The organism is Nocardioides sp. zg-1230 (genome assembly GCF_013155335.1).
Taxonomy (GTDB): Bacteria; Actinomycetota; Actinomycetes; order Propionibacteriales; family Nocardioidaceae; genus Nocardioides.
Genome location: NZ_JABJQZ010000001.1, coordinates 54756 through 75332, shown reverse-complemented (window position 1 = coordinate 75332; position 20577 = coordinate 54756). Strand labels below are relative to the sequence as shown.

Sequence of the window (20577 nt, the reverse complement as noted above, 5' to 3'; positions counted from 1 at the left end):
CGCAGTCACTCCCGTCCGGTGGCCGCCCGGAAGGCCTCCAGCGCGGTGGGCAGGGTGGGAAAGATGTGCTCGGCGCCGATGCGGTCCAGCACCCCGCTCGGCTGCAGCACGTCCCGCGGGTCCTGCTTGAGCCGGGCGATCGCCAGCACGACGCCCTGCTCCTCGAGCTCGGCGCGCAGCGTCTCGAGCGCGTCCGCGCCGGTGAGATCGACCTCGCCCATCGCCTCGAAGTTGAGCAGCACCCACTCGGGGTCGTACGCCGCCACCGAGTCCCGCACGCGGGACAGGAAGTTCTCGGCGTTGGCGAAGAACAGCGGGGCGTCGTAGCGGTAGACGAGCAGTCCGGGCACCGCCACGGCGTCGTCGTAGTCGTCGACGTCGTGCATGCCGGCCAGGTCGGGGACGAGGCCCTCGACCGCGTCGTGGGGCCGGGCGACCCGGCGGAACACGTCGACGAGCGAGAGGCTGACCGCGACCAGCACGCCCTGGAGCACCCCCAGGACCAGCACGCCGAACGTCGTGGCGAGCGCGATGAGCAGCTCCGCACGTCGATAGCGCGCGATCCTGGTGAACTCCCTCACGTCGATCAACCGGAGGCCGGCGTAGACGACGACGGCAGCCAGCGCCGCGTCGGGGAAGCGGGCGAGCACCGGGCGCAGCGCCACCACGAGGACCAGCGCGGCACCGAGCGTGGACAGCCCGGCCCAGCGCGACCGGCCACCGACGGCGTCGACGATCGCGGTCCGACTGCCGGAGCTGCTGACCGGGATGCCGTGCACCAGGCCGGCGGCGAGGTTGGAGGCGCCGAGCGCCAGCAGCTCGCGCCGCGCGTCGATCCGGTCGCCGTGCCGGGCCGCGAAGGCGCGGGCGTCGATCACGTTGTCGGTGAAGCCCACCACGGCGATGGCGAGCGCCGTGGTGAGCAGCGCCCACGACCCCAGGGACGACAGGGCCGGCAGGCCGACCTCCGGCAGCCCGAACGACAGGTCCCCGACGACCGTCACCCCCTCGTCGGAGAGCCCGGCCAGGGCCACCGCGGCCGTCGCGGCGAGCATCCCGACCAGCGGCACCGGCCCGGTGGGCCACCACCGTGCCCCGAGCAGCAGCACGGCCAGCGTGCCGAGGCACACCGCGAGGGTGGGACCGTGGATCGCCGACGGGTGCTGCACCACCCACCACGCCTCGGCCAGGGGATCGCCGTCGGGCACGTCGGCCCCCGTCCCGCGGGCAGCCTGGGACAGGATCATCAGGCCTGCGATGCCGGCCATGTAGCCGACCAGCACCGGCTTGGACAGCAGGTCGGAGAGGAAGGCGAGCCCCCCGGCCCAGGCGAGCAGGCACACGGCGCCCACGGCCAGCGCCAGGAGTGCAGCCGTGTCCTGGGCGGAGTCACCGGGCGTCGTGATGGTGGCCAGGGCGGCGCCCGTCATCAGGGCCGTCGTGGACTCCGGCCCCACCGACAGCTGGGGCGAGGAGCCGATCACGAAGTAGACCGCGAGGGCGGCGAACGCCGCCCACAGCCCCGCCTCGGGCGGCACCCGGGCCAGGCCGGCGTACGCAAGGACCTGGGGCACCAGGTAGGCCGCGACCGTGATGCCGGCGGCGGCATCGGCCCGCAGCGCCCGTCCCTCCGGTGGCCGCAGGGTGCCCGGGCGCACGATCGGCCCCCGGCCACGCCGTGGCCGGCCCTTGCTGTCGGTCATCGTGCCCTCCTCGCGTCAGTCGACCGCGAACCGGAGGCGCGCGGCAAGGGCACGACGGCCCCGGGAATCCTCCGCCCGACGGGACCTTCGTCACTGGCTGGCGCCGCACGTCAGGGGCGAGTCTGGAGGCAGACCTCGAAGAAGAAGCCGTCATGTCCACCACCTCCCGACACCCCTCCCGACACCCCTCGCGCACAGCGGCCGTCCGCGGCGGCGCTGCCCCTGCTCGTGCCGACGGGATGTCGCTCCGCACGGTGCGGACCTTCTTCCTCGCCACGTTCGCGTTCTCGTGGTCGCTCGGGGTCCTCATGGTCGTGTTCATCGACCAGGTCGAGGCGGTGTTCGGGCCCATGGGCTACACCAACCCGGTCTTCGTCCTCGTGGTCTGGGGACCCGGAATCGTCGGCCTCGCGCTGGTCGCCCGCCACCACGGCATGCCGGGTGTACGCCGGTTCCTGGCCCGCCTGGGCCTGTGGCGGATGTCGCGCACGTGGTGGCTGGTGCTCGTCGTCGGCATGCCGGCGGTGTTCTACGCCGGCGCCGCCGTGAACGGGACGCTGGACGACGGGTTCCCCTTCGACCCCTGGTACGGCGTCCTGCCGGCGCTGCTGCCGGCCCTGCTCATCGGGCCCGTCGAGGAGCTCGGCTGGCGGGGTGTTGCCCTGCCGCTGCTGCAGCGGCGGCTCGCGCCGCTGTGGGCGGCGCTCGTCGTCGGGGTGGTCGCGGCCGTCTGGCACACGCCCGCCTTCCTCATGTCCGGGACCAAGCAGAGCGCCTGGGACTTCGGCCCGTTCTTCCTCGGCGTCGTCGCGATCAGCGTCATCCTCACCGCGATGTTCAACGCCGCTCGGGGCAGCCTCCTGGTCGCGGTGCTGTTCCACGCCCAGATGAACGGCCCGGCCTGGCCCGACGCGCAGCCGTGGGACATGTACCTCTTCGTCGCGGTCGCAGCCCTCGTCGTGCTGCTCGACCGGCGCGCGAGGCTGACCCGCGGCAGCGGCGCCACGGAGGTGCTCCTCGACGACGCCGACAAACGGGGTGCGCCGGCGCGGTGACACACTGCGGCCATGGACAACCTCACCGTCATCGTCCTCGCCGCCGGTGGCGGCACCCGCATGAAGTCGAAGACCATGAAGGTGCTGCACCCGATCGGCGGGCGCTCCATGATCGGCCACGTGCTCCACGCCGTTCAGGCCGTGGAGCCGACCAGCGTCGTCGCGGTGGTCGGCCACCAGCGCGAGCAGGTGGGGCCGCACATCACCGGGCTGCTGCCGTCCGCGGTGCTGGCGGTCCAGGAGACCCAGGAGGGCACCGGTCACGCCGTACGCGTCGCGATGGAGGCCTCCGGGACGACGACCGGCACCGTGATCGTCGCCGCCGGTGACACTCCGCTGCTCGAGGGGGAGTCGCTGCGTGCGTTCGCCGAGGAGCACCACGCCGCGCAGCGTGCGGTGAGCATCCTGAGCGGCCGGCTCGCCGACCCCTTCGGCTACGGCCGGATCGTGCGCAACCACGAGGGCGACGTCGAGGCCATCGTGGAGGAGAAGGACGCGACGCCCGAGCAGCGCGAGATCGACGAGATCAGCTCCGGGATCCTCGCCTTCGACGCCGAGTTCCTGGTCTCTGCGCTGGCCCGGATCTCCAACGACAACGCCAAGGGCGAGTACTACCTCACCGACGCCGTCGGGCTGGCGCGCGAGGACGGGCTCACCGTCGGTGCCCACCTCATCGACGACGTCGCCCAGACCGCCGGCGCCAACGACCGCGCCCAGCTGGCCGACCTCGGCCGCGAGCTCAACCGTCGCATCGTCACCCGCTGGATGAAGGAGGGCGTGACGGTGATGGACCCGGCGACCACCTGGATCGATGCCGACGTCGTCCTCGAGCCCGACGCCACCATCCTGCCCGGCACCCAGCTCCTCGGCGCGACCGTCGTGCACGAGGACGCCGTGGTCGGCCCCGACACGACGCTGAAGGACTGCGAGGTCGGCGCCGGCGCGCGCGTCGTACGCACCCACGGCGAGCTCGCCGTCGTCGGCGACCAGGCCTCCGTCGGGCCGTTCGCCTACCTGCGCCCGGGCACCCGCCTCGGGGTCGGCGGCAAGATCGGCACGTTCGTGGAGACCAAGAACTCGACGATCGGCGACGGCGCCAAGGTGCCGCACCTGTCCTACGTCGGCGACGCCGAGATCGGCGACGGCACCAACATCGGGGCCGGCACGATCTTCGCCAACTACGACGGGGTCGCCAAGCACCGCACGGTCATCGGCCGCCACGCCAAGACCGGCTCCAACAACACCTTCGTCGCGCCCGTCGAGGTCGGCGACGGCGCAGGCACCGCGGGCGGCACCGTCGTACGCCGCAACGTCCCGGCCGGCGCGCTCGCGGTCAGCAGCTCCCCGCAGCGCAACCTCGAGGGCTGGACCGAGTCGAAGCGGGCCGGGACCGCCCAGGCGGAGGCCGCGCGAACGGCCCGTGAACGCGCGGAGACGGACACGGAGACGACCGGGGAGACAGCCGAGGCGTGACCCCGGGGTTGGTGGTGGCCGCGATGTGGGTCAGACTTCTGCCAGCACCTCCGAACGAGCCACCCCCCGAGGCTTGACCAGGACAGCGAGGAGTCGCGTCGCGTGACCGGAATGAAGCGGACCACCGAGAAGAACCTGATGGTCTTCAGCGGCCGGGCGCACCCCGACCTCGCCACGGAGGTCGCCGACCTCCTCGAGTGCGGGCTCGTGCCCCAGGACGCGCGGGCGTTCGCCAACGGCGAGCTCTACGTGCGCTACGAGGAGTCCGTGCGGGGGTGCGACGCCTTCGTGATCCAGAGCCACACCGCTCCGATCAACGAGTGGATCATGGAGCACCTGATCATGGTCGACGCCCTCAAGCGCGCGTCCGCCAAGCGGATCACCGTGGTCATGCCGTTCTACGGCTACGCCCGCCAGGACAAGAAGCACCGCGGCCGCGAGCCCATCTCGGCCCGCCTGGTGGCCGACCTCTTCAAGACCGCCGGGGCCGACCGGCTGATCACCGTCGACCTGCACGCCGACCAGATCCAGGGCTTCTTCGACGGTCCCGTCGACCACCTGATGGCGCTGCCGATCCTCACCGACTACGTCAAGCACAAGTACGGCGACCAGCAGCTGGCCGTCGTGTCGCCGGACGCCGGCCGGATCAAGGTCGCCGAGCGCTGGTCGGCCCGCCTCGGCGGCGTCCCCCTGGCGTTCATCCACAAGACGCGGCGCACCGACGTCGCCAACGAGGTCGTCGCCAACCGCGTGGTCGGCGAGGTCGAGGGCAAGATCTGCATCCTGACCGACGACATGGTCGACACCGGCGGCACGATCGTGAAGGCCGCCGAGGCGTGCGTGGACGCAGGGGCCGCCGGCGTCATCATCGCCGCGACCCACCCGATCCTCTCCGACCCGGCCGTCGACCGGCTCAAGAACTCCTCCGCCATGGAGGTCGTGGTCACCAACACGCTCCCGGTGCCCGCCGACAAGCAGTTCGACAAGCTCACCACGCTCTCGATCGCCCCGCTCATCGCCCGCGCCATCCGCGAGGTCTTCGAGGACGGATCCGTCACCTCGATGTTCGACGGCCACGCCTAGGCAGACCGTCCGCCGCTGACCTCCGACGGCGCCGAGCCGGGAGCGACTACTGTCAGGCGGTGCTCTCGGACCAGCCTGCCGTCGTCGCCCGCGACCTGTGTCGCACCTTCACCACCCGGCAGGGCGCCTTGCGGCGCACCGCGAAGACGGTCGAGGCCGTCAAGGGCGTGAGCTTCGAGATCGCCCCCGGCGAGCTCTTCGGCCTGCTGGGCCCCAACGGGGCGGGCAAGACCACGACGATCAAGATGCTGATCACCTTGCTGATCCCCACCTCGGGCACCGCCTCCGTGCTGGGCCGCGACGTGGTGGAGGACGTGCGCGAGGTGCGCCGCTCCATCGGCTACGTCTTCGGCGGCGACCGCGGGCTCTACGAGCGGCTCAGCGGCCTGGACAACCTGCGCTACTTCTCCGAGCTGTACGGCGTCTCGCCTCGCGAGCAGAAGGCCCGCATCGGCGAGCTCCTCGAGCTGGTCGGGCTCACCGGCCGCGAGGGCGAGAAGGTCGAGGGCTACTCCCGCGGCATGCGCCAGCGCCTCCACATCGCGCGTGGGCTGCTGCACGACCCCGACGTCATCTTCCTCGACGAGCCCTCCATCGGCATCGACCCGGTCGGCGCCCGCGAGCTGCGCGCCACGGTCGCGGGGCTGCGCGAGCAGGGCAAGACGGTGCTGCTGACCACGCACTACATGTTCGAGGCCGACGAGCTCTGCGACCGGATCGCGGTGATCCGGTCCGGCGAGATCGTGGCCGAGGGCACGCCGGGCGCCCTCAAGGGCCTGGTCAGCGCGGGGCGGGTGATGGAGGTGGAGACCTACGGGGTCGTCGAGAACGAGGTGGCGGGCGTGCGCGTGGTGCCGGGCGTGCGCGCCGCCGTCGTGGAGGAGCGCGGCCCGGTGCAGGTGCTCGTGGTCTCGGTCGAGCCCGGGGCCGAGGTCACCCAGCAGGTCCTGAAGTGCCTCGACGGGACCCGCGTGGGGCGCGTCAGCCACCGTGAGCCCACCCTCGAGGACGCCTACGTCGAGCTGGTGACCGGGGCGCACGCGTGACGCGTCTGCGCCAGCTGCTGGTGTGCTACCGCCTGCAGCTCAGGGTCATGATGTTCTCCCCGTTCGAGGGGTTCCTGCAGGTCTTCTTCCCGCTGATGTTCGCCACGGCCGCGCTCCTGGTCTATCGGGTGAACAACGATCCCGCGGCCATGCTCTACGCCGGCATCGGTGCGGCCGCGATGGGCATCTGGACCTCGCAGACGACCACGGCGGCGACCCTCGTGCAGCGCGAGCGGTGGGCCGGCACGCTCGAGCTCGTCGTCGCGGCCCCGACGCCCTTCGCCTTCGTCGTGCTGCCGATCACCTTCGGCATGGCCACGCTCGGCCTCTACAGCGTCGTCGCGGTGATCCTGTGGGACTGGTGGCTGTTCGACCTGCCGTTGCAGGTGGAGAACTGGCCGGGCTTCGTCCTCAGCATCCTGATGGCCACGTTCTCGATCGCCCTCTTCGGCTTCCTGCTGTCGGTCACGGTCGTGCGCTACCGCACCGCCTGGGCGCTGGGCTCGGCGCTGGAGTACCCCGGCTGGCTGCTGTGCGGCTTCGTCGTCCCGCTGGCGGTGCTCCCCGGGTGGACGCAGCCGCTGTCCTGGGCGCTCGCTCCGACGTGGGGGGTGGAGGCCATGCGTGACGCTGCCGCGGGGGAGAGCCCGTGGTTCGCGCTGGCGATGTGCGCGGCGGTGGGCCTGGCGTACGCCCTCCTCGCCGCATGGCTCGGCGAACGGCTCATCGACTCGGCCCGTCGCCACGCGACGTTGTCCCTCACGTGAGGAGCTCGGCATGACGAGCGTGCGCGTCTTCTTCGTCGGGGGGCTGATGAGCTTCCGGGCGCTCTTCAACTGGATGAACCCCTGGATCTTCGTCCCCACGATCCTCCTGGGGCCGATCACCCAGATCCTGCTGTTCGCCTACATCGGGCGCGCGGCCGGGGTGGGCGACGACGAGTTCTTCATCATCGGCAACGCCCTGAACTATGCCGCCATCCCGGGGATGTTCGCCATGACCTTCACCATCGGGGGCGAGCGGTTCGCCCAGACCCTCGGACTGGTGCTGGTCAGCCCGGCGCGGCGGGTCCCGCTGTTCATGGGCCGGGCCCTGCCGGTGATCCTCACCGGGTGGGGCACCGCGATGATCGGCATCCTGTCCGGGGTCTGGGTGCTCGACGCCGACATCGCCGCGGGAGCGTGGCCGTTGGTCGGGCTCGTCGTCGCGGTCGGGGCGTTCGCCACCGCGGGCATCGGTCTCGTGATGGGCGCGATCAACCTCGTGTGGCGCGACGGCGCCACGCTGGGCAACGTGGTGTTCCTCATCCTTCTGGTCTTCACCGGCACCAATGTGGCGCTCGAGGACCTGCCGGCCTGGATGGAGCCCATCGGGCGTTGCCTGCCGCTCACCCACGCGATCGAGGCGACCCGCATGGTGGCGGACGGTGCCGCGTGGAGCGCGGTGTCGTCGCTGGTGGCCCTCGAGCTGCTGATCGGCGCGGTCTACGTCGTGCTCGGCCTCGTCGCGCTGCGGTGGCTGGAGGACATGAGCCGCCAGCACGCGACGCTCGACCGGGTGTGAGTCCGCGCCCGTCGGCTCAGAGCGTCCGGTCGAGGTCGTCGAGCGCGTCGTTCCACGACCGCGCCAGCACCGTCGGCACGTCGCCCTCGAGGGCGGTGGCGACCGCGGCGCGCAGCTCACGGCGTACGTCGAGCGGGAGCGGCAGCCGCGGGAAGGCGTCGCCGATCACGTCACCCATCGCCTGCCCGGACCGGCGGGCCAGGGCGAGGCCGTCGGTGACGTAGCGCTCGAGGTAGGGGCCGACGAGGTCGGCCTGCTCCCAGCCCCAGAACCCGGCGCCGACGGCGTTGAACTCGTGGCTGCCGAGCTCCCCGCCCATCAGCCGCGCCCAGACCTCGGCCTTCGACGCCTCGGTCGGCACGAACGCTCGCGCCATCAGGGCGGCGTGGTGCCCGGCGACCGACCTGTCGCGCTCCTCCTCGGGCCCGATCCAGGAGTCGTCGCCAAGCTCGGCGAGCCGCTGGACGGCGGCCCAGCGCACCGCCTGGTCGACGTCGCTGCCGTCGAGCCAGCCGACGAGGAGGTCGCGGTCCGTGCTCAGGCGGGCGAGCACGCGCGCCGCTCCCGGCGCGAGGGCCGGGTCGCCGCCGTCGACGGCGTGGCGGGCCACGTCGGCGACCACCGCGAGGTGCGCGCCGACGTCGTCGGGCAGGGCGTGGTCGCGCAGCAGCGCGGGGGACCAGTTCGTCGCGCCCGTCGAGCCGACGAGGGCGCGCATCACGCCCTCGAAGACCACGGGGTGCGTCTCCGGGCGGAGGTGCTGGTCCACCAGCGCGACGAGCTCGCCGGCCCCGATGACCCGCGACTCGCACAGGTCGACCGCGGTCCACCACAGCATCGCGCGGGTCAGCTGCGACTCGACCGACGAGAGACCGGCGGTGATCGCGGCCCACGATTGCTCGTCGGGGCGGACCACCGCGAAGGTCTCGTCGCCCGAGTTGGGCACGACGACCCTGCCGGCGAGCTCCTCGAGTCGCACCGGCTCGTCGCCGAGGTGCACGTCGCGGGAGTCCACGAGCCGCATCGCGTCGTCGTACGCCGACACGGTGAGGCGGTGTGAGCGCGAGCCCTCGCGGGTCAGCACCGGCACGCCGTCGTCCTCGCGCGTGACCCGCAACGTGTCGAAGCCGGTCGAGCGCAGCCACGCCTCGGCCCAGCCGCGCACGTCCTTGTCGCTGGCAGCGTCGAGGGAGTCGAGGAAGTCGGCCAGGGTCGCGTTGCCGAACGCGTGGGTGGTGAGGTGGCGGTTGACGCCTGCGAGGAAGTCCTCCTCGCCGAGCCAGTGACCGAGCTGCGCGAGCGCGGCGTTGCCCTTGGCGTAGGTGATCATGTCGAAGTTGGCGAAGGCGGTGTCGACGTCGACGACCTTGTCGGTGTCCTCCGCGATCGGGTGCGTCGAGCGACGGCGGTCGGCGCGGTAGCCGGCGGCCTTGCGGATGATCGCGGCCGAGGTCCAGGCGTCGGTGTAGCCCGCCGCCACCCCGGCCACGTCATAGCCCATGAAGTCGGCGAACGACTCGTTGAGCCACGAGTCCTCCCACCACTGCATCGTCACCAGGTCGCCGAACCACATGTGCGCCATCTCGTGGGCGATCGTCGAGGCCAGCCACTCCCGCTGGAGCTCGGTGGGGGTGCCCGCGACGAGGGCCTCGTCGCGGTAGACCACGCAGCCGGGGAACTCCATCGCGCCCCAGTTGAGGCCCGGCGCGAAGACCTGCTGGTAGTCGGCGTAGGGGTACGCCGGCTCGAAGATCGACGTGTAGTGCTGGAAGCACGCGCTGGTGATGCGCCGGAGCTCGTCGGCGTCCCGCTTCAGCTCGCGGCCCTGCGACGCCCGGGCATGCCAGCCGAACGGCAGGGTGCCGCCCGGTGCGGGGGCATAGGGCTCGTCCCACGTCACCGAGACCCACGGGCCGCCGACGAGGGTGAAGAGGTACGACGAGAACGGCGGGGTGGTGCCGAAGGTCCAGGTGTCGTGGTCGGTCCCAGCGTCGTCAGCCGAGGTGCGCCCCTCGAGCGGCCCGTTGCCCAGGACCGTCCAGTGCGAGGGCGCCGTGACGGTCAGCGTGAAGGTCGACTTGATGTCGGGCTGGTCGAAGCAGGGGATCACCTTCTGGGTGATGTCCATCGAGGTGTGGGCGCAGACGTAGCGCTCACCGTCCGCGGGGTCGATCGTCACGGTCATGCCGTCGCCGTCGGTGACGTAGGGCATGCGGGCCGTCACGCGGACCGTGTTGGTCACGTCCAGGTCGGTCAGCGCGATCCGCCCGTCGGCGTACGGCGCCGGCGTGCCGTCGAGCGTCACGTCGGTGCCGCCGTTGAGCTCGAGGAACGTCGACGCGCCGGGCTGCGTGCAGCCGAAGGAGATCGTCGCCTCGACGCCGAAGTCCTCGGTCGAGGTCAGGTCGAGGTGGAGCTCGGTGTGGACGTCGGTCAGCAGGACGGCGCGCTCGCGCGCCTCGGGGAGCATCAGGGGCACCGGGACACCCTAGTTGCCCGGGTGTGCGCAGATTCGACCTCGCGCCCGTCCCGGGTCTAGAGTTCACGGGTTGCCTCGGCGAGGGAGCCCGCACGACCAGGACTCCGTGATCGACTGGGCCGGACCGCATCACTGCGCCGCGCCCCCGATCCGGAGCGCGGCGTTCGTCGTCTCCGGCCGAGGCCCACGAACCCCACACCGACGTACGGAGAGAACAACGATGTCTGCCCCCGAGAAGATCGCCGCCGAGTCCCGCACCGAGTTCGGCAAGGGCGCCGCGCGCCGCATCCGCCGCGAGGACAAGATCCCCGCCGTCATCTACGGCCACGGCAACGAGCCCGTCCACGTCATCCTGCCCGGCCACCAGACGATGATGGCCCTCAAGCACGGCGGCGCCAACGCGCTCCTCGCGCTCGACGTCGAGGGCTCCGAGCAGCTCGCCCTGACCAAGGACGTGCAGATCGACCCCATCCGCCGCGTCATCGAGCACGTCGATTTCGTCGCGGTCAAGCGCGGCGAGAAGGTCACCGTCGACGTCCCGATCCACGTCGTGGGCGACGCCGCCGCCGAGACCCTCGTCGTCACCGAGAACGCGGTCGTCTCCGTCGAGGCCGAGGCCACCCACATCCCCGAGTTCTTCGAGGTGTCGGTCGAGGGCGCCGAGGTCGGCACCCAGGTCCACGCCAAGGACCTCGACCTGCCGTCGGGCACCACGCTGCTCGCCGACGAGGAGCTCCTCATCGTCAACGTGACCCAGCAGATCTCCGCCGAGGCCCTCGAGGCCGAGCTGGAGGATGCCGAGGCCGAGGCCGGCATCGAGCACGACGCGCCCGAGGCCGAGACCGAGGGCGCCGAGGCTCCCGCCGAGGACGCTGCCGAGGGCACCGACTCCGAGTGACCCACTGAGCGGGCACTTCCTCGCGCTGGATCACACTGACCGGGCGATTCCTCGCGCTACAGCGCGAGGAATCGCCCGGTCGGCGCTTTGGAGCGCGAGGAAGTGCCCGGTCGCCGCTGGATGGAAGGATGGACTCCGTGACTGACGCCCCTGCCTCGGGCGACGTGTGGCTGGTCGTCGGGCTCGGCAACCCCGGTCCGACCTACGCCGGGCACCGCCACAACGTCGGCTACCTGGTCGCCGACGAGCTGACCTCGCGCATGGGGTCGTCGTTCAGGAGCCACAAGTCGGGGCGCGCCGACGTCGTCGAGGGACGGCTGTCCCTCGGCGGTCCCCGCGTGGTGCTCGCCCGTCCTCGCAGCTACATGAACGAGGTCGGCGGGCCGGTGAAGGCCCTGGCCACGTTCTACAAGGTCGCCCCCGACCACGTGATCGCGATCCACGACGAGCTCGACATCGCCTTCGGCACGCTGCGGATCAAGCTCGGTGGCGGCGACAACGGCCACAACGGGCTGAAGTCGATGCGTTCCTCGCTCGGCACCGGTGACTTCCACCGCGTGCGCGCCGGCATCGGGCGCCCGCCCGGCCGCCAGGACGTCGCCGACTTCGTGCTGTCCAACTACTCGACCGTCGAGCGCAAGGAGCTGCCGTTCCAGGTCTCAGACGCCGCCGACGCGGTCGAGTCGCTCATCACCGACGGCCTCGAGAAGACCCAGCAGCGCTTCAACTCCTAGTCCGGACCCCGCTGGACCGTCCCCCGTTTGGGGCATGAGGTCGACCCCCGACCCCGCCTAGCGTCGGAGGACGGGACGGACGGGGGACCTCGATGGCACAGCGCTCGCGGCTGCGCCGCCTGCTGGCGGTCGTCACGCTGCTCGGCGTGCTCGGCCTCGCCGCGGCCGTCGGGCTCAACCTCCACCTCGCCAGCGGGATGGGGCGCATCGACGGCGCCTTCGACGGCCTGGCCGGCCGACCACCCCCTGCGCCCGGCGACACGATCCTGATGGTCGGGACCCGTCCCGGCGGCAGTCGGGAGGGGGCCGCGGACGTGTCGTGGCTGCCGGGGGAGCAGTCGGTCGAGTCGGTGATGCTGGTCGAGGTGGACGCCGACGGGCGCAGTGCCCGGGTGGAGTCGGTCCCGATGCCGTACGACGACCGGGTGGGCCTGGGTGCCCGGCCTGCGAGCGCCGCGGTGGCGGCGGTGGAGTCGACCGTGGACCGTCGTGTCGACCACGTGATGACGATCGACTGGCAGACCTTCGCCGAGCTGGCCGCCGACAACGACGTCGACGCCTCCTACCGCTACGGCTCCGCCCCCGTCGCCCAGCACGACTACCTGCGCCTGGTGCTGGAGGGCACGCTGCACGCCGAGCTGCGCAAGCAGCCCCTCGCGCTCTACCGCGCCCTGCGCACCACCGCGTCCGGCGTCGCGATCGACGACACCTGGTCGGTGGCCGAGCTCGACCTCCTCGTCCTTCACCTGCGCGACCTCCGGTCGGCCGACATCAGCTTCGCCGCGGCCGCCCGGTAGGGCTCCCCAAAATGGGCGAAAGCCCCCGTGCGCGGTCCGTCCGGGCGCTCGCGGTCCACAAGATCGGATCGTGTCGGGCGTGGGGCCCGCACGCGAGTCGGGGGAGTGAGATGGCTGTCGCCAGCGTCGTCATACCCGCCCACAACGAGGCGGCCACGATCGGTCGCAACCTGCGCGCGCTGCGTCAGGGCACCGGGGCCGACCTCGACGTGGTCGTGGTCTGCAACGGCTGCACCGACGACACCGCCGACGTGGCGCGCGCCGCCGACCCCGGCGCCCGCGTGATCGAGATCCCGCAGCCGTCGAAGGTCGAGGCCGTCCGGGTCGGCAACGCCGCCACCGACGTCTTCCCCCGCATCCACCTCGACGCCGACATCGAGCTCGACGGCGCCGCCGCGCTCCGCCTCATCGAGCCGATCGCCCGCGAGGAGGTCCTCGCCACCGCCCCGCGCCGCGACGTGCCGCGCACGGGGTGCTCGCGCTGGGTGCGGTGGTACTACGACGTCTGGGAGGCGCTGCCCCAGGTCGAGTCCGGCCTCTTCGGCCGCGGCGTCGTCGTCCTCTCCGAACTGGGACAGGCGCGGGTCACCGCGCTCCCGCAGATGATGAGCGACGACCTCGGCATGTCCGACTCGTTCAGCCACGACGAGCGCCGTGTCGTGCCGGGCGCCGTCGCCGTGGTGCACCCGCCGCGCACCGTCCGCGACCTCGTCCGCCGCCGCATCCGCATCGCGACCGGCAACAGCCAGGCCGGCCAGCTCGGCGTACGACGCCCCGGCTCGCGCACCAGCGCGCGCACCCTGCTCGGCCTCGCCGTCACCCGGCCCGGCCTGGCCCTCCGACTCCCGGTGTTCGTGGCCGTCCACGTCGCCGCCCGGATCGGCGCCCGCGGGGCGCTGAGGTCCGGGGACTTCACCACCTGGCAACGAGACGAAAGCTCACGCACATGACCTCAGTGTCCAACGCACGTCCCCGCTCCCGGGACCGCGCCCTCGTCGCTCCCACCGCGACCGTCGAGGACGGCGCCCGCGTCGGTCCCGGCGCGCAGGTCTGGGACCAGACCGTCGTCCGCTCGGGAGCGCAGGTGGGCGACGGCACCATCCTCGGGCGCGGCGTCTACGTCGGCCCCGGGGCGCGCATCGGCGAGCGCTGCAAGGTGCAGAACCAGGCGCTGGTCTACGAACCGGCCGTCCTGGGCGACGGCGTGTTCATCGGCCCCGCGGTCGTGCTCACCAACGACACCTACCCCCGCGCCGTCACGACCGACGGCCGGCGCAAGGGCGCCGAGGACTGGGAGCCCGTCGGCGTCACGATCGAGGAGGGTGCGTCCGTCGGGGCCCGTGCGGTGTGCGTCGCCCCGGTGCGGATCGGCCGGTGGGCCAGCGTCGGAGCCGGCTCGGTCGTCACCCGCGACGTGCCCGCGCACGCGCTCGTCGTCGGCTCGCCCGCGCGGCGGATCGGCTGGGTGGGCCGCAGCGGCGTCCCGCTCGTCTCGGACAACCGTGACCGGTGGATCTGCCCGGTCACCGGCGAGGTCTACGTGGAGGTCGACGGCCGACTGGAGGAAGCACGATGAGCACCCGCACTCCCGGCCCGCTGGGCATCGCCGTCATCGGCGCCGGCTACTGGGGCCCCAACCTGGTCCGCAACTTCGGCGGCTCCCCCGACTGGAACCTCGAGCTGGTCTGCGACCTCGACCTCGAGCGGGCGCGCCGGGTTGCCGGCCCGCACGTCGAGGTCACCGACAGCGTGGAGCGGGTGCTCGACGACCCGCGGATCGACGCGGTCGCCATCGCCACCCCGGCCCGTACGCACCACGGCCTGGCGCTGCAGGCGCTCAGCGCCGGCAAGCACGTGCTCGTGGAGAAGCCGCTGGCCGACAGCGTGACCCGCGGCCGCACGATGGTCGACCTGGCGGACGCGCAGGGCCTGGTCCTGATGACCGACCACACCTACTGCTACACGCCGGCAGTGCAGAAGATGCGCGACCTCGTCAGCAGCGGCGAGCTCGGCCAGGTGCACTTCGTCGACTCGGTGCGGATCAACCTCGGGCTGGTGCAGCCCGACATCGACGTGCTCTGGGACCTCGCGCCCCACGACCTCGCGATCCTCGACTTCGTGCTGCCGGGCGGTCTGCCGACCACGGGCATCGGTGCGACCGGCGCCGACCCCATCGGCGCCGGCCGCGCCTGTGTCGGCCACCTCACCCTGCCGCTGCCGGACGACGGTCTCGCCCACGTGCACGTCAACTGGCTGAGCCCCACGAAGATCCGCCAGATGGTGATCGGCGGCTCGCGCCGCACGCTCGTGTGGGACGACCTCAACCCGCAGCAGCGGCTCAGCATCTACGACCGCGGCGTCGACCTGGCTCGCACCTCGGTCGCCGGCGCCGACCGCGCCGCCTCCACCGTCTCCTACCGCCTCGGCGACACCTGGTCGCCGGCGCTGCCCGAGCGTGAGGCGCTGGGGTCGATGGTCACCGAGTTCGCCGGGGCCATCCGCGAGGGCCGTCCGGCGCTGACCGACGGCCGCTCCGGCCTCCGCGTCCTCGAGGTGCTCGAGGCCGCCTCGCAGCGGCTGGCCGACCGCGCCCCGACGTCGTACGACGCCACGCTGCCGGTCCCGGCCGGCCCGCCGCCGGTGCCGCGCCAGGCCGGTGCGACCGCATCCGAGTCGGCGTCGGCGTCCGAGTCCGTGATGGAGGGTGCGCGATGACCGCGCTCGCAGGAGCGACCGCGCTGGTGACCGGCGGTGCCGGCACCATCGGGTCCACCCTGGTCGACCAGCTCTTCGATGCCGGGGCCGCGCAGGTGCGGGTGCTCGACAACTTCGTCCGGGGGCGTGAGGCCAACCTCGCCGACGCCCTCGGGCGCGACGGGGCCGACCTGGTCCTGGTGCGGGGCGACATCCGCGACCGCGACCTGGTGCACGACCTGACCAGCGGCTGCGACGTCGTCTTCCACCAGGCCGCGATCCGGATCACCCAGTGCGCCGAGGAGCCCCGGCTCGCCCTCGAGGTGCTCGTCGACGGGACCTTCAACGTCATCGAGGCCGCGGCCACGACGCCCGGCGTCGACAAGGTCGTGGCCGCGTCGTCGGCGTCGGTCTACGGGCTGGCCGAGGAGTTCCCGACCCCGGAGCACCAGCACCCCTACGACAACGACACGTTCTACGGCGCCGCCAAGACCTTCAACGAGGGCATGCTGCGCAGCTTCCGGGCGATGAACGGCCTCGACTACGTCGCGCTGCGCTACTTCAACGTCTACGGCCCCCGGATGGACGTGCACGGCCTCTACACCGAGGTCCTGGTCCGGTGGATGGAGCGCATCGACGACGGGCTGCCGCCGCTGATCTTCGGCGACGGCCGCCAGACCATGGACTTCGTCTTCACCACCGACATCGCGCGGGCCAACGTGCTGGCGGCGTCCAGTGGGGTGGTCGAGGGTGTCTACAACGTCGCCCGCGGCGAGGAGACCAGCCTGCTGGGGCTGGCCGAGACCCTGCTGCGGGTGATGGGCTCCGACCTGCCCGTCGAGCACGGGCCCGAGCGCGGCGTCAACGGTGTCGTACGCCGCCTCGCCGACACGCGCGCGGCCGAGCGCGACCTCGGCTTCACCGCCACCACCGGCCTCGAGGACGGCCTGCGCCAGCTCGTGGAGTGGTGGCGACCGCAGCGCGAGCAGATCGCCGCGGGACGTGTCGTGGCGGTGGCGCGATGAGCATCGACCACGAGGTGGAGCAGCAGCTCACGCGCATCAACGTGATGCAGCCGTGGCTGGGCGAGGAGGAGGTCGCCGCCGTCTCGGAGGTGCTGCGCTCCGGCTGGGTCGCCCAGGGGCCCCGGGTGGCCGAGTTCGAGGCCGCGTTCGCCGAGTCCCAGCAGGTCGCCCACGCGGTCGCGCTCAGCAGCTGCACGACAGCGCTGCACCTGGCCCTCGTCGTCGCCGGTGTCGGCCCGGGCGACGAGGTCGTCGTGCCGTCGTTCTCGTTCGTCGCCACCACCAACGCGCCGATCTACGTCGGGGCCACGCCGGTCTTCGCCGACGTCGATCCCGTCACCGGCAACCTCACGCCTGCCACGATCGCCACGGTGGTCACCCCGCGGACGCGCGCGGTGATCGCCGTGGACCAGGGCGGCGTCCCCCTCGACCTGCGGGCGATCCGCGCCTGGTGCGACCCGCTCGGCATCACGGTCGTCGAGGACGCGGCCTGCGCGGCCGGGTCCACCTCGCACGGTCGTCCGGTCGGGGCGGAGGCGGAGCTCGCGACCTGGTCCTTCCACCCCCGCAAGCTGCTCACCACCGGCGAGGGCGGGATGCTCACCACCTCGCGCGCCGACTGGGCCGACCGCGCCCGCCGCCTGCGCGAGCACGCGATGAGCGTCTCGGCAGCCGACCGGCACGCGAGCCTGCTCGCACCGCCCGAGAGCTTCGACGAGGTCGGGTTCAACTTCCGGATGACCGACCTCCAGGCCGCGGTCGGGCTGGTCCAGCTGGGCCGGCTACCCGAGATGGTCGTGCGTCGCCGTGAGCTCGCCGCGAGGTACGCCGACGCGGTGGCCGACCTGCCCGGCCTCCGGCTGGTCGGGGACCCCGCCTGGGGCACCACCAACTTCCAGTCCTGCTGGCTCGAGGTCCTGCCCGAGCACCCGATGGACCGCGAGCAGATGATGGAGCACCTCGCCGCCGCCGGCATCTCGGCGCGACGCGGGATCATGGCCGCCCACCGGCAGCCGGCGCACGCCGACCGCCCCCACGCGCCCCTCCCCGTCACCGAGCGGCTCACCGACGCGACGCTGGTCCTGCCGCTGTTCCACCAGATGAGCGACGCCGAGCACCAGCGGGTGTGCGACGCGCTCGGGTCGGCCGGACGCTCGTGAGCGGGCTGGTCCTGGTCGGCGCGAGCGGGCTGGCCCGGGAGGCGACCGCGGTCGCCGTCCTCGTCCAGCACGACGGCCCGGTCCAGGTCGTCGACGACGACCCCGCCCGGTGGGGCACCCTGCACGGCCTCGCGCCGGTGCTCGGCGGCGTCGACCTGGTGACCGGGCTGGTCGACCACGAGGTCGTCCTCACCCTCGGCAAGGGCAGGCTCCGCCGCCGGGTCGCCACCCGGCTCGCCATGGTGGGCCTCGACCCGTCGCGCTACGCCTCGCTGCTCCACCCGCGCCTCGTGCTGCCCGGCAGCTGCCACGTCGGCCGCGGCTCGATCGCCCTCGACGGCGTGGTGCTGACCGCCGACGTGGAGGTCGGCGAGCACGTCGTGCTGATGCCGCACGTGACGCTCACGCACGGCTGCACCGTCGCCGACTACGCCACCCTCTGCGCCGGGGTGTCCCTCGGCGGCGACGTCGAGGTCGGCGAGGCCGCCTACCTCGGCATGAACGCCTCCGTGCGCGAGGGCGTGCGCATCGGGGCCGACGCCACCGTCGGGATGGGCTCGGTGGTCCTCGACGACGTACCCGCAGGAGAGACCTGGGTGGGAGTCCCCGCCCGACCGATCCGGACAGGAGTCCATGCATGAGCAGCAACAGCAGCACCGTCCCCTTCGTCGACCTCGCCTCGCAGCACGCGGAGATCGCGGCCGAGGTGGAGGCGGGGATCGGCGCGGTCTTCGCCGCGACCGCGTTCGTCGACGGGCCGCCCGTCGCCGACTTCGAGCACCAGTACGCCGCGTTCGTCGACGTCGGCCACTGCGTCGGCGTCGCCAACGGCACGGACGCGCTGGAGCTCGCGCTGCGGGCCGCGGGGGTCGGGCCGGAGGGCGAGGTCGTCATCCCGGCCAACACGTTCATCGCCACCGCCGAGGCAGTCTCGCGCATCGGCGCGGTGCCGGTGCTCGTGGACTGCGACGACGAGCGCCTGCTCATCGACCCCGACCAGGTCGAGGACGCGATCTCCGACCGCACGCAGGCCGTCGTGGCCGTGCACCTCTTCGGCCAGCTCGCGCCGATGGAGCGGCTCGCGCAGATCTGCGGCGACGCAGGCGTGCCGCTCGTGGAGGACGCCGCCCAGTCGCAGGGTGCCCGGCTCGCCGGGCGCGGCGCCGGCGCGCTCGGCACGGTCGCGGCGACCAGCTTCTACCCCGGCAAGAACCTCGGCGCCGCCGGCGACGCCGGCGCGGTCACCACCGACGACGCGACGATCGCGGCCGAGGTGCGGCGCCTGCGCAACCACGGCTCCTCGACGCGCTACGTGCACGACGTGATCGGCATGAACTCCCGGCTCGACACCGTGCAGGCGGTCTACCTGCGCGCCAAGCTCGATCGGCTCGAGAAGTGGAACGAGCTGCGCGTGCGCGCCGCCGCCCGCTACGACAGCCTCCTGGCCGACGTGGACGGCGTACGACGCCCGCTTCCCGGCGCGGAGGGGCAGCACGTGTGGCACCTCTACGTCGTCCGGGTCGCCGAGCGCGACCGGGTGCTGGCCGAGCTCGGCCGGGCCGGCGTCGGTGCGGGCATCCACTACCCCTACCCGGTGCACCGGACCGGTGCCTACGCCCACCTCGGTCTCGGACCGGGGACGGCTCCCGTCGCCGAGGCCGCCGCCGGGGAGATCCTGTCGCTGCCGATGCACCCGCACCTCACCGAGGCGCAGCAGGACCGGGTCGTCGAGGTGCTGGCCGACGCCGTGGCGGGTGGCCGGCCGTGACCACGCTCCTCGTCGCCAACGACGGCGGCCACCTGATGCAGCTGCACACCCTGCGGCCGCGGCTCGGCGTGGGCGACGACGTGGTGTGGGTGACGCCCCGCACCCCGCAGACCGAGTCCCTGCTGGCGGGGGAGAGGGTCCACTGGGCCCTGCCGTGCCCGCCCCGCGACACCCGCGCCCTGGCCCGCAACGCGATGGCCTGCCGGGCACTCTTCAACGACCACGACGTGTCGCTGGTCGTGAGCACCGGCGCGGCGCTGGCGCTCGCGGTGCTGCCCCAGGCGCGCCTGCGCGGCATCGAGACGGTCTACATCGAGAGTGCCACCCGGCTCGACGCGCCGTCCCTGTCCGGCCGCGCGCTCGCGATGGTGCCGGGCATCACCACCTTCAGCCAGTCCAGCGCGCTGGCGCGCGGGCACTGGCAGTTCCTCGCCTCGCCGTGGGAGCTCTACGAGACGGCCCCGGCCGCCGAGCGTCCGGTGCGGTCGATCGTGGTGAGCCTCGGCACGCAGGACGGCTACGGGTTCCGCCGGCTCCTCGACCGGCTGGTGCCCCTGGTCCCGGCCGACGCCGAGGTGCTGTGGCAGACCGGCGGCACCGACGTCACGGGCCTCGGCATCGACGGCCGGGAGCGGGTGCCGTCGGAGGAGATGGCGGCCGCGATCCGGGCCGCGGACGTCGTCGTCGCGCACGCCGGCACCGGCATCGCGCTGATGGCCCTGGAGAACGGCAAGTGCCCGATCCTGGTGCCCCGCCGCGCGATGCACGGCGAGCACGTCGACGACCACCAGCTCACGATCGCGCTCGAGCTCGCGCTCCGTGACCTGTGCATCTCCCGCGACGCCGACAGCCTCAAGGCGCGCGACCTCGTGGCCGCGGCCGGCCGCACGGTCACCAAGGTGAGCGACCCGCCACCCCTGCACATCAGCGGGCTGCGGATCCCGCGCCAGCGTTCGCGAGCAGCCGTGGCCTCCGTGGCTCCAGCGGCCTCGGTGGCCGAGCTCTGACGCCGTATTCCATATGGGGGATATCGGCCCCCTCGCTGCCCGCTCGGGATGCCGCGGCAACAGGATCAGGACGGTGGTGCGCAGTGGCGTGC

Annotated in this window: 19 protein-coding genes; 17 read left to right on the top strand and 2 right to left on the bottom strand. The window is 72.8% G+C overall.

The features are described 5' to 3' along the window. Positions 1 to 5 precede the first annotated feature (5 nt). Positions 6 to 1703, bottom strand: coding sequence for a SulP family inorganic anion transporter (locus HOO61_RS00340; RefSeq protein ID WP_172255877.1), 1698 nt, complete (start codon positions 1701 to 1703; stop codon positions 6 to 8). Positions 1704 to 1855: 152 nt separating this feature from the next. Here HOO61_RS00340 and HOO61_RS00335 point away from each other — a divergent pair, with 152 nt between their 5' ends. The 6 genes from HOO61_RS00335 to HOO61_RS00310 all read left to right on the top strand — a co-directional run bounded on the left by HOO61_RS00335 (position 1856) and on the right by HOO61_RS00310 (position 7923). Continuing rightward, positions 1856 to 2758 (top strand): CPBP family intramembrane glutamic endopeptidase, encoded by a 903-nt coding sequence (locus tag HOO61_RS00335; RefSeq protein WP_172255875.1) that lies wholly within the window; start codon positions 1856 to 1858, stop codon positions 2756 to 2758. A gap of 12 nt (positions 2759 to 2770) precedes the next feature. After that, positions 2771 to 4231 carry a bifunctional UDP-N-acetylglucosamine diphosphorylase/glucosamine-1-phosphate N-acetyltransferase GlmU gene (gene glmU / locus HOO61_RS00330; RefSeq protein WP_172255873.1) on the top strand — a complete coding sequence of 487 codons (1461 nt, stop codon included), beginning with the start codon at positions 2771 to 2773 and terminating at the stop codon, positions 4229 to 4231. A gap of 111 nt (positions 4232 to 4342) precedes the next feature. Further along, positions 4343 to 5314, top strand: a complete 972-nt coding sequence (locus HOO61_RS00325; RefSeq protein ID WP_172258063.1) for a ribose-phosphate diphosphokinase — start codon at positions 4343 to 4345, stop codon at positions 5312 to 5314. Positions 5315 to 5373: 59 nt separating this feature from the next. Continuing rightward, positions 5374 to 6360 (top strand): ABC transporter ATP-binding protein, encoded by a 987-nt coding sequence (locus HOO61_RS00320; protein WP_172255871.1) that lies wholly within the window; start codon positions 5374 to 5376, stop codon positions 6358 to 6360. Then, complete coding sequence (locus tag HOO61_RS00315; RefSeq protein WP_172255869.1) at positions 6357 to 7127, top strand: ABC transporter permease; 771 nt, start codon at positions 6357 to 6359, stop codon at positions 7125 to 7127. The genes HOO61_RS00320 and HOO61_RS00315 overlap by 4 nt, the downstream gene beginning before the upstream one ends. Before the next feature lie 10 nt (positions 7128 to 7137). Further along, positions 7138 to 7923, top strand: coding sequence for an ABC transporter permease (locus HOO61_RS00310; RefSeq protein WP_172255867.1), 786 nt, complete (start codon positions 7138 to 7140; stop codon positions 7921 to 7923). 16 nt (positions 7924 to 7939) lie between these two features. On the opposite strand, the gene pepN is transcribed toward HOO61_RS00310, so the two are convergent. After that, on the bottom strand, positions 7940 to 10393 hold the full coding sequence (pepN, locus tag HOO61_RS00305) for an aminopeptidase N (protein WP_253941999.1): 2454 nt from the start codon (positions 10391 to 10393) through the stop codon (positions 7940 to 7942). A gap of 229 nt (positions 10394 to 10622) precedes the next feature. On the opposite strand from pepN, the gene HOO61_RS00300 reads away from it, so the two are divergent. The 11 genes from HOO61_RS00300 to HOO61_RS24705 all read left to right on the top strand — a co-directional run bounded on the left by HOO61_RS00300 (position 10623) and on the right by HOO61_RS24705 (position 20485). After that, the gene (locus tag HOO61_RS00300) at positions 10623 to 11300 is read left to right on the top strand and encodes a 50S ribosomal protein L25/general stress protein Ctc (RefSeq protein ID WP_172255862.1); all 678 of its coding nucleotides are present in this window, start codon (positions 10623 to 10625) and stop codon (positions 11298 to 11300) included. 128 nt (positions 11301 to 11428) lie between these two features. Further along, on the top strand, positions 11429 to 12034 hold the full coding sequence (pth, locus tag HOO61_RS00295; protein ID WP_172255859.1) for an aminoacyl-tRNA hydrolase: 606 nt from the start codon (positions 11429 to 11431) through the stop codon (positions 12032 to 12034). A gap of 92 nt (positions 12035 to 12126) precedes the next feature. Next, on the top strand, positions 12127 to 12831 hold the full coding sequence (locus HOO61_RS00290; protein ID WP_172255856.1) for a hypothetical protein: 705 nt from the start codon (positions 12127 to 12129) through the stop codon (positions 12829 to 12831). Positions 12832 to 12941: 110 nt separating this feature from the next. Further along, positions 12942 to 13781 (top strand): glycosyltransferase family 2 protein, encoded by an 840-nt coding sequence (locus HOO61_RS00285; RefSeq protein WP_172255853.1) that lies wholly within the window; start codon positions 12942 to 12944, stop codon positions 13779 to 13781. Next, complete coding sequence (locus tag HOO61_RS00280; protein WP_172255850.1) at positions 13778 to 14407, top strand: acyltransferase; 630 nt, start codon at positions 13778 to 13780, stop codon at positions 14405 to 14407. The genes HOO61_RS00285 and HOO61_RS00280 overlap by 4 nt, the downstream gene beginning before the upstream one ends. Continuing rightward, the gene (locus HOO61_RS00275) at positions 14404 to 15546 is read left to right on the top strand and encodes a Gfo/Idh/MocA family protein (RefSeq protein ID WP_172255847.1); all 1143 of its coding nucleotides are present in this window, start codon (positions 14404 to 14406) and stop codon (positions 15544 to 15546) included. The genes HOO61_RS00280 and HOO61_RS00275 overlap by 4 nt, the downstream gene beginning before the upstream one ends. After that, on the top strand, positions 15543 to 16550 hold the full coding sequence (locus tag HOO61_RS00270; protein WP_172255844.1) for an NAD-dependent epimerase/dehydratase family protein: 1008 nt from the start codon (positions 15543 to 15545) through the stop codon (positions 16548 to 16550). The genes HOO61_RS00275 and HOO61_RS00270 overlap by 4 nt, the downstream gene beginning before the upstream one ends. Next, positions 16547 to 17710 carry a DegT/DnrJ/EryC1/StrS aminotransferase family protein gene (locus HOO61_RS00265; RefSeq protein ID WP_172255841.1) on the top strand — a complete coding sequence of 388 codons (1164 nt, stop codon included), beginning with the start codon at positions 16547 to 16549 and terminating at the stop codon, positions 17708 to 17710. The genes HOO61_RS00270 and HOO61_RS00265 overlap by 4 nt, the downstream gene beginning before the upstream one ends. Then, a complete protein-coding gene (locus HOO61_RS00260) occupies positions 17707 to 18351 on the top strand; it encodes a NeuD/PglB/VioB family sugar acetyltransferase (protein ID WP_172255838.1) in 645 nt (214 codons plus the stop codon). Before HOO61_RS00265 ends, HOO61_RS00260 begins: the two co-directional genes overlap by 4 nt. Beyond that, complete coding sequence (locus tag HOO61_RS00255) at positions 18348 to 19478, top strand: DegT/DnrJ/EryC1/StrS aminotransferase family protein (protein ID WP_172255836.1); 1131 nt, start codon at positions 18348 to 18350, stop codon at positions 19476 to 19478. The genes HOO61_RS00260 and HOO61_RS00255 overlap by 4 nt, the downstream gene beginning before the upstream one ends. Then, positions 19475 to 20485, top strand: a complete 1011-nt coding sequence (locus HOO61_RS24705) for a glycosyltransferase (RefSeq protein ID WP_172255834.1) — start codon at positions 19475 to 19477, stop codon at positions 20483 to 20485. Before HOO61_RS00255 ends, HOO61_RS24705 begins: the two co-directional genes overlap by 4 nt. Positions 20486 to 20577: the final 92 nt, after the last annotated feature.

What these genes read in the sequence shown, in the direction of transcription:
- HOO61_RS00340 (WP_172255877.1), bottom strand. Translation starts at nt 1,703, where the DNA reads ATGACCGACAGCAAGGGCCGGCCACGGCGTGGCCGGGGGCCGATCGTG.
- HOO61_RS00335 (WP_172255875.1), top strand. Translation starts at nt 1,856, where the DNA reads ATGTCCACCACCTCCCGACACCCCTCCCGACACCCCTCGCGCACAGCG.
- glmU (WP_172255873.1), top strand. Translation starts at nt 2,771, where the DNA reads ATGGACAACCTCACCGTCATCGTCCTCGCCGCCGGTGGCGGCACCCGC.
- HOO61_RS00325 (WP_172258063.1), top strand. Translation starts at nt 4,343, where the DNA reads ATGAAGCGGACCACCGAGAAGAACCTGATGGTCTTCAGCGGCCGGGCG.
- HOO61_RS00310 (WP_172255867.1), top strand. Translation starts at nt 7,138, where the DNA reads ATGACGAGCGTGCGCGTCTTCTTCGTCGGGGGGCTGATGAGCTTCCGG.
- pepN (WP_253941999.1), bottom strand. Translation starts at nt 10,393, where the DNA reads ATGCTCCCCGAGGCGCGCGAGCGCGCCGTCCTGCTGACCGACGTCCAC.
- HOO61_RS00300 (WP_172255862.1), top strand. Translation starts at nt 10,623, where the DNA reads ATGTCTGCCCCCGAGAAGATCGCCGCCGAGTCCCGCACCGAGTTCGGC.
- pth (WP_172255859.1), top strand. Translation starts at nt 11,429, where the DNA reads ATGGACTCCGTGACTGACGCCCCTGCCTCGGGCGACGTGTGGCTGGTC.
- HOO61_RS00290 (WP_172255856.1), top strand. Translation starts at nt 12,127, where the DNA reads ATGGCACAGCGCTCGCGGCTGCGCCGCCTGCTGGCGGTCGTCACGCTG.
- HOO61_RS00285 (WP_172255853.1), top strand. Translation starts at nt 12,942, where the DNA reads ATGGCTGTCGCCAGCGTCGTCATACCCGCCCACAACGAGGCGGCCACG.
- HOO61_RS00280 (WP_172255850.1), top strand. Translation starts at nt 13,778, where the DNA reads ATGACCTCAGTGTCCAACGCACGTCCCCGCTCCCGGGACCGCGCCCTC.
- HOO61_RS00275 (WP_172255847.1), top strand. Translation starts at nt 14,404, where the DNA reads ATGAGCACCCGCACTCCCGGCCCGCTGGGCATCGCCGTCATCGGCGCC.
- HOO61_RS00270 (WP_172255844.1), top strand. Translation starts at nt 15,543, where the DNA reads ATGACCGCGCTCGCAGGAGCGACCGCGCTGGTGACCGGCGGTGCCGGC.
- HOO61_RS00265 (WP_172255841.1), top strand. Translation starts at nt 16,547, where the DNA reads ATGAGCATCGACCACGAGGTGGAGCAGCAGCTCACGCGCATCAACGTG.
- HOO61_RS00255 (WP_172255836.1), top strand. Translation starts at nt 18,348, where the DNA reads ATGAGCAGCAACAGCAGCACCGTCCCCTTCGTCGACCTCGCCTCGCAG.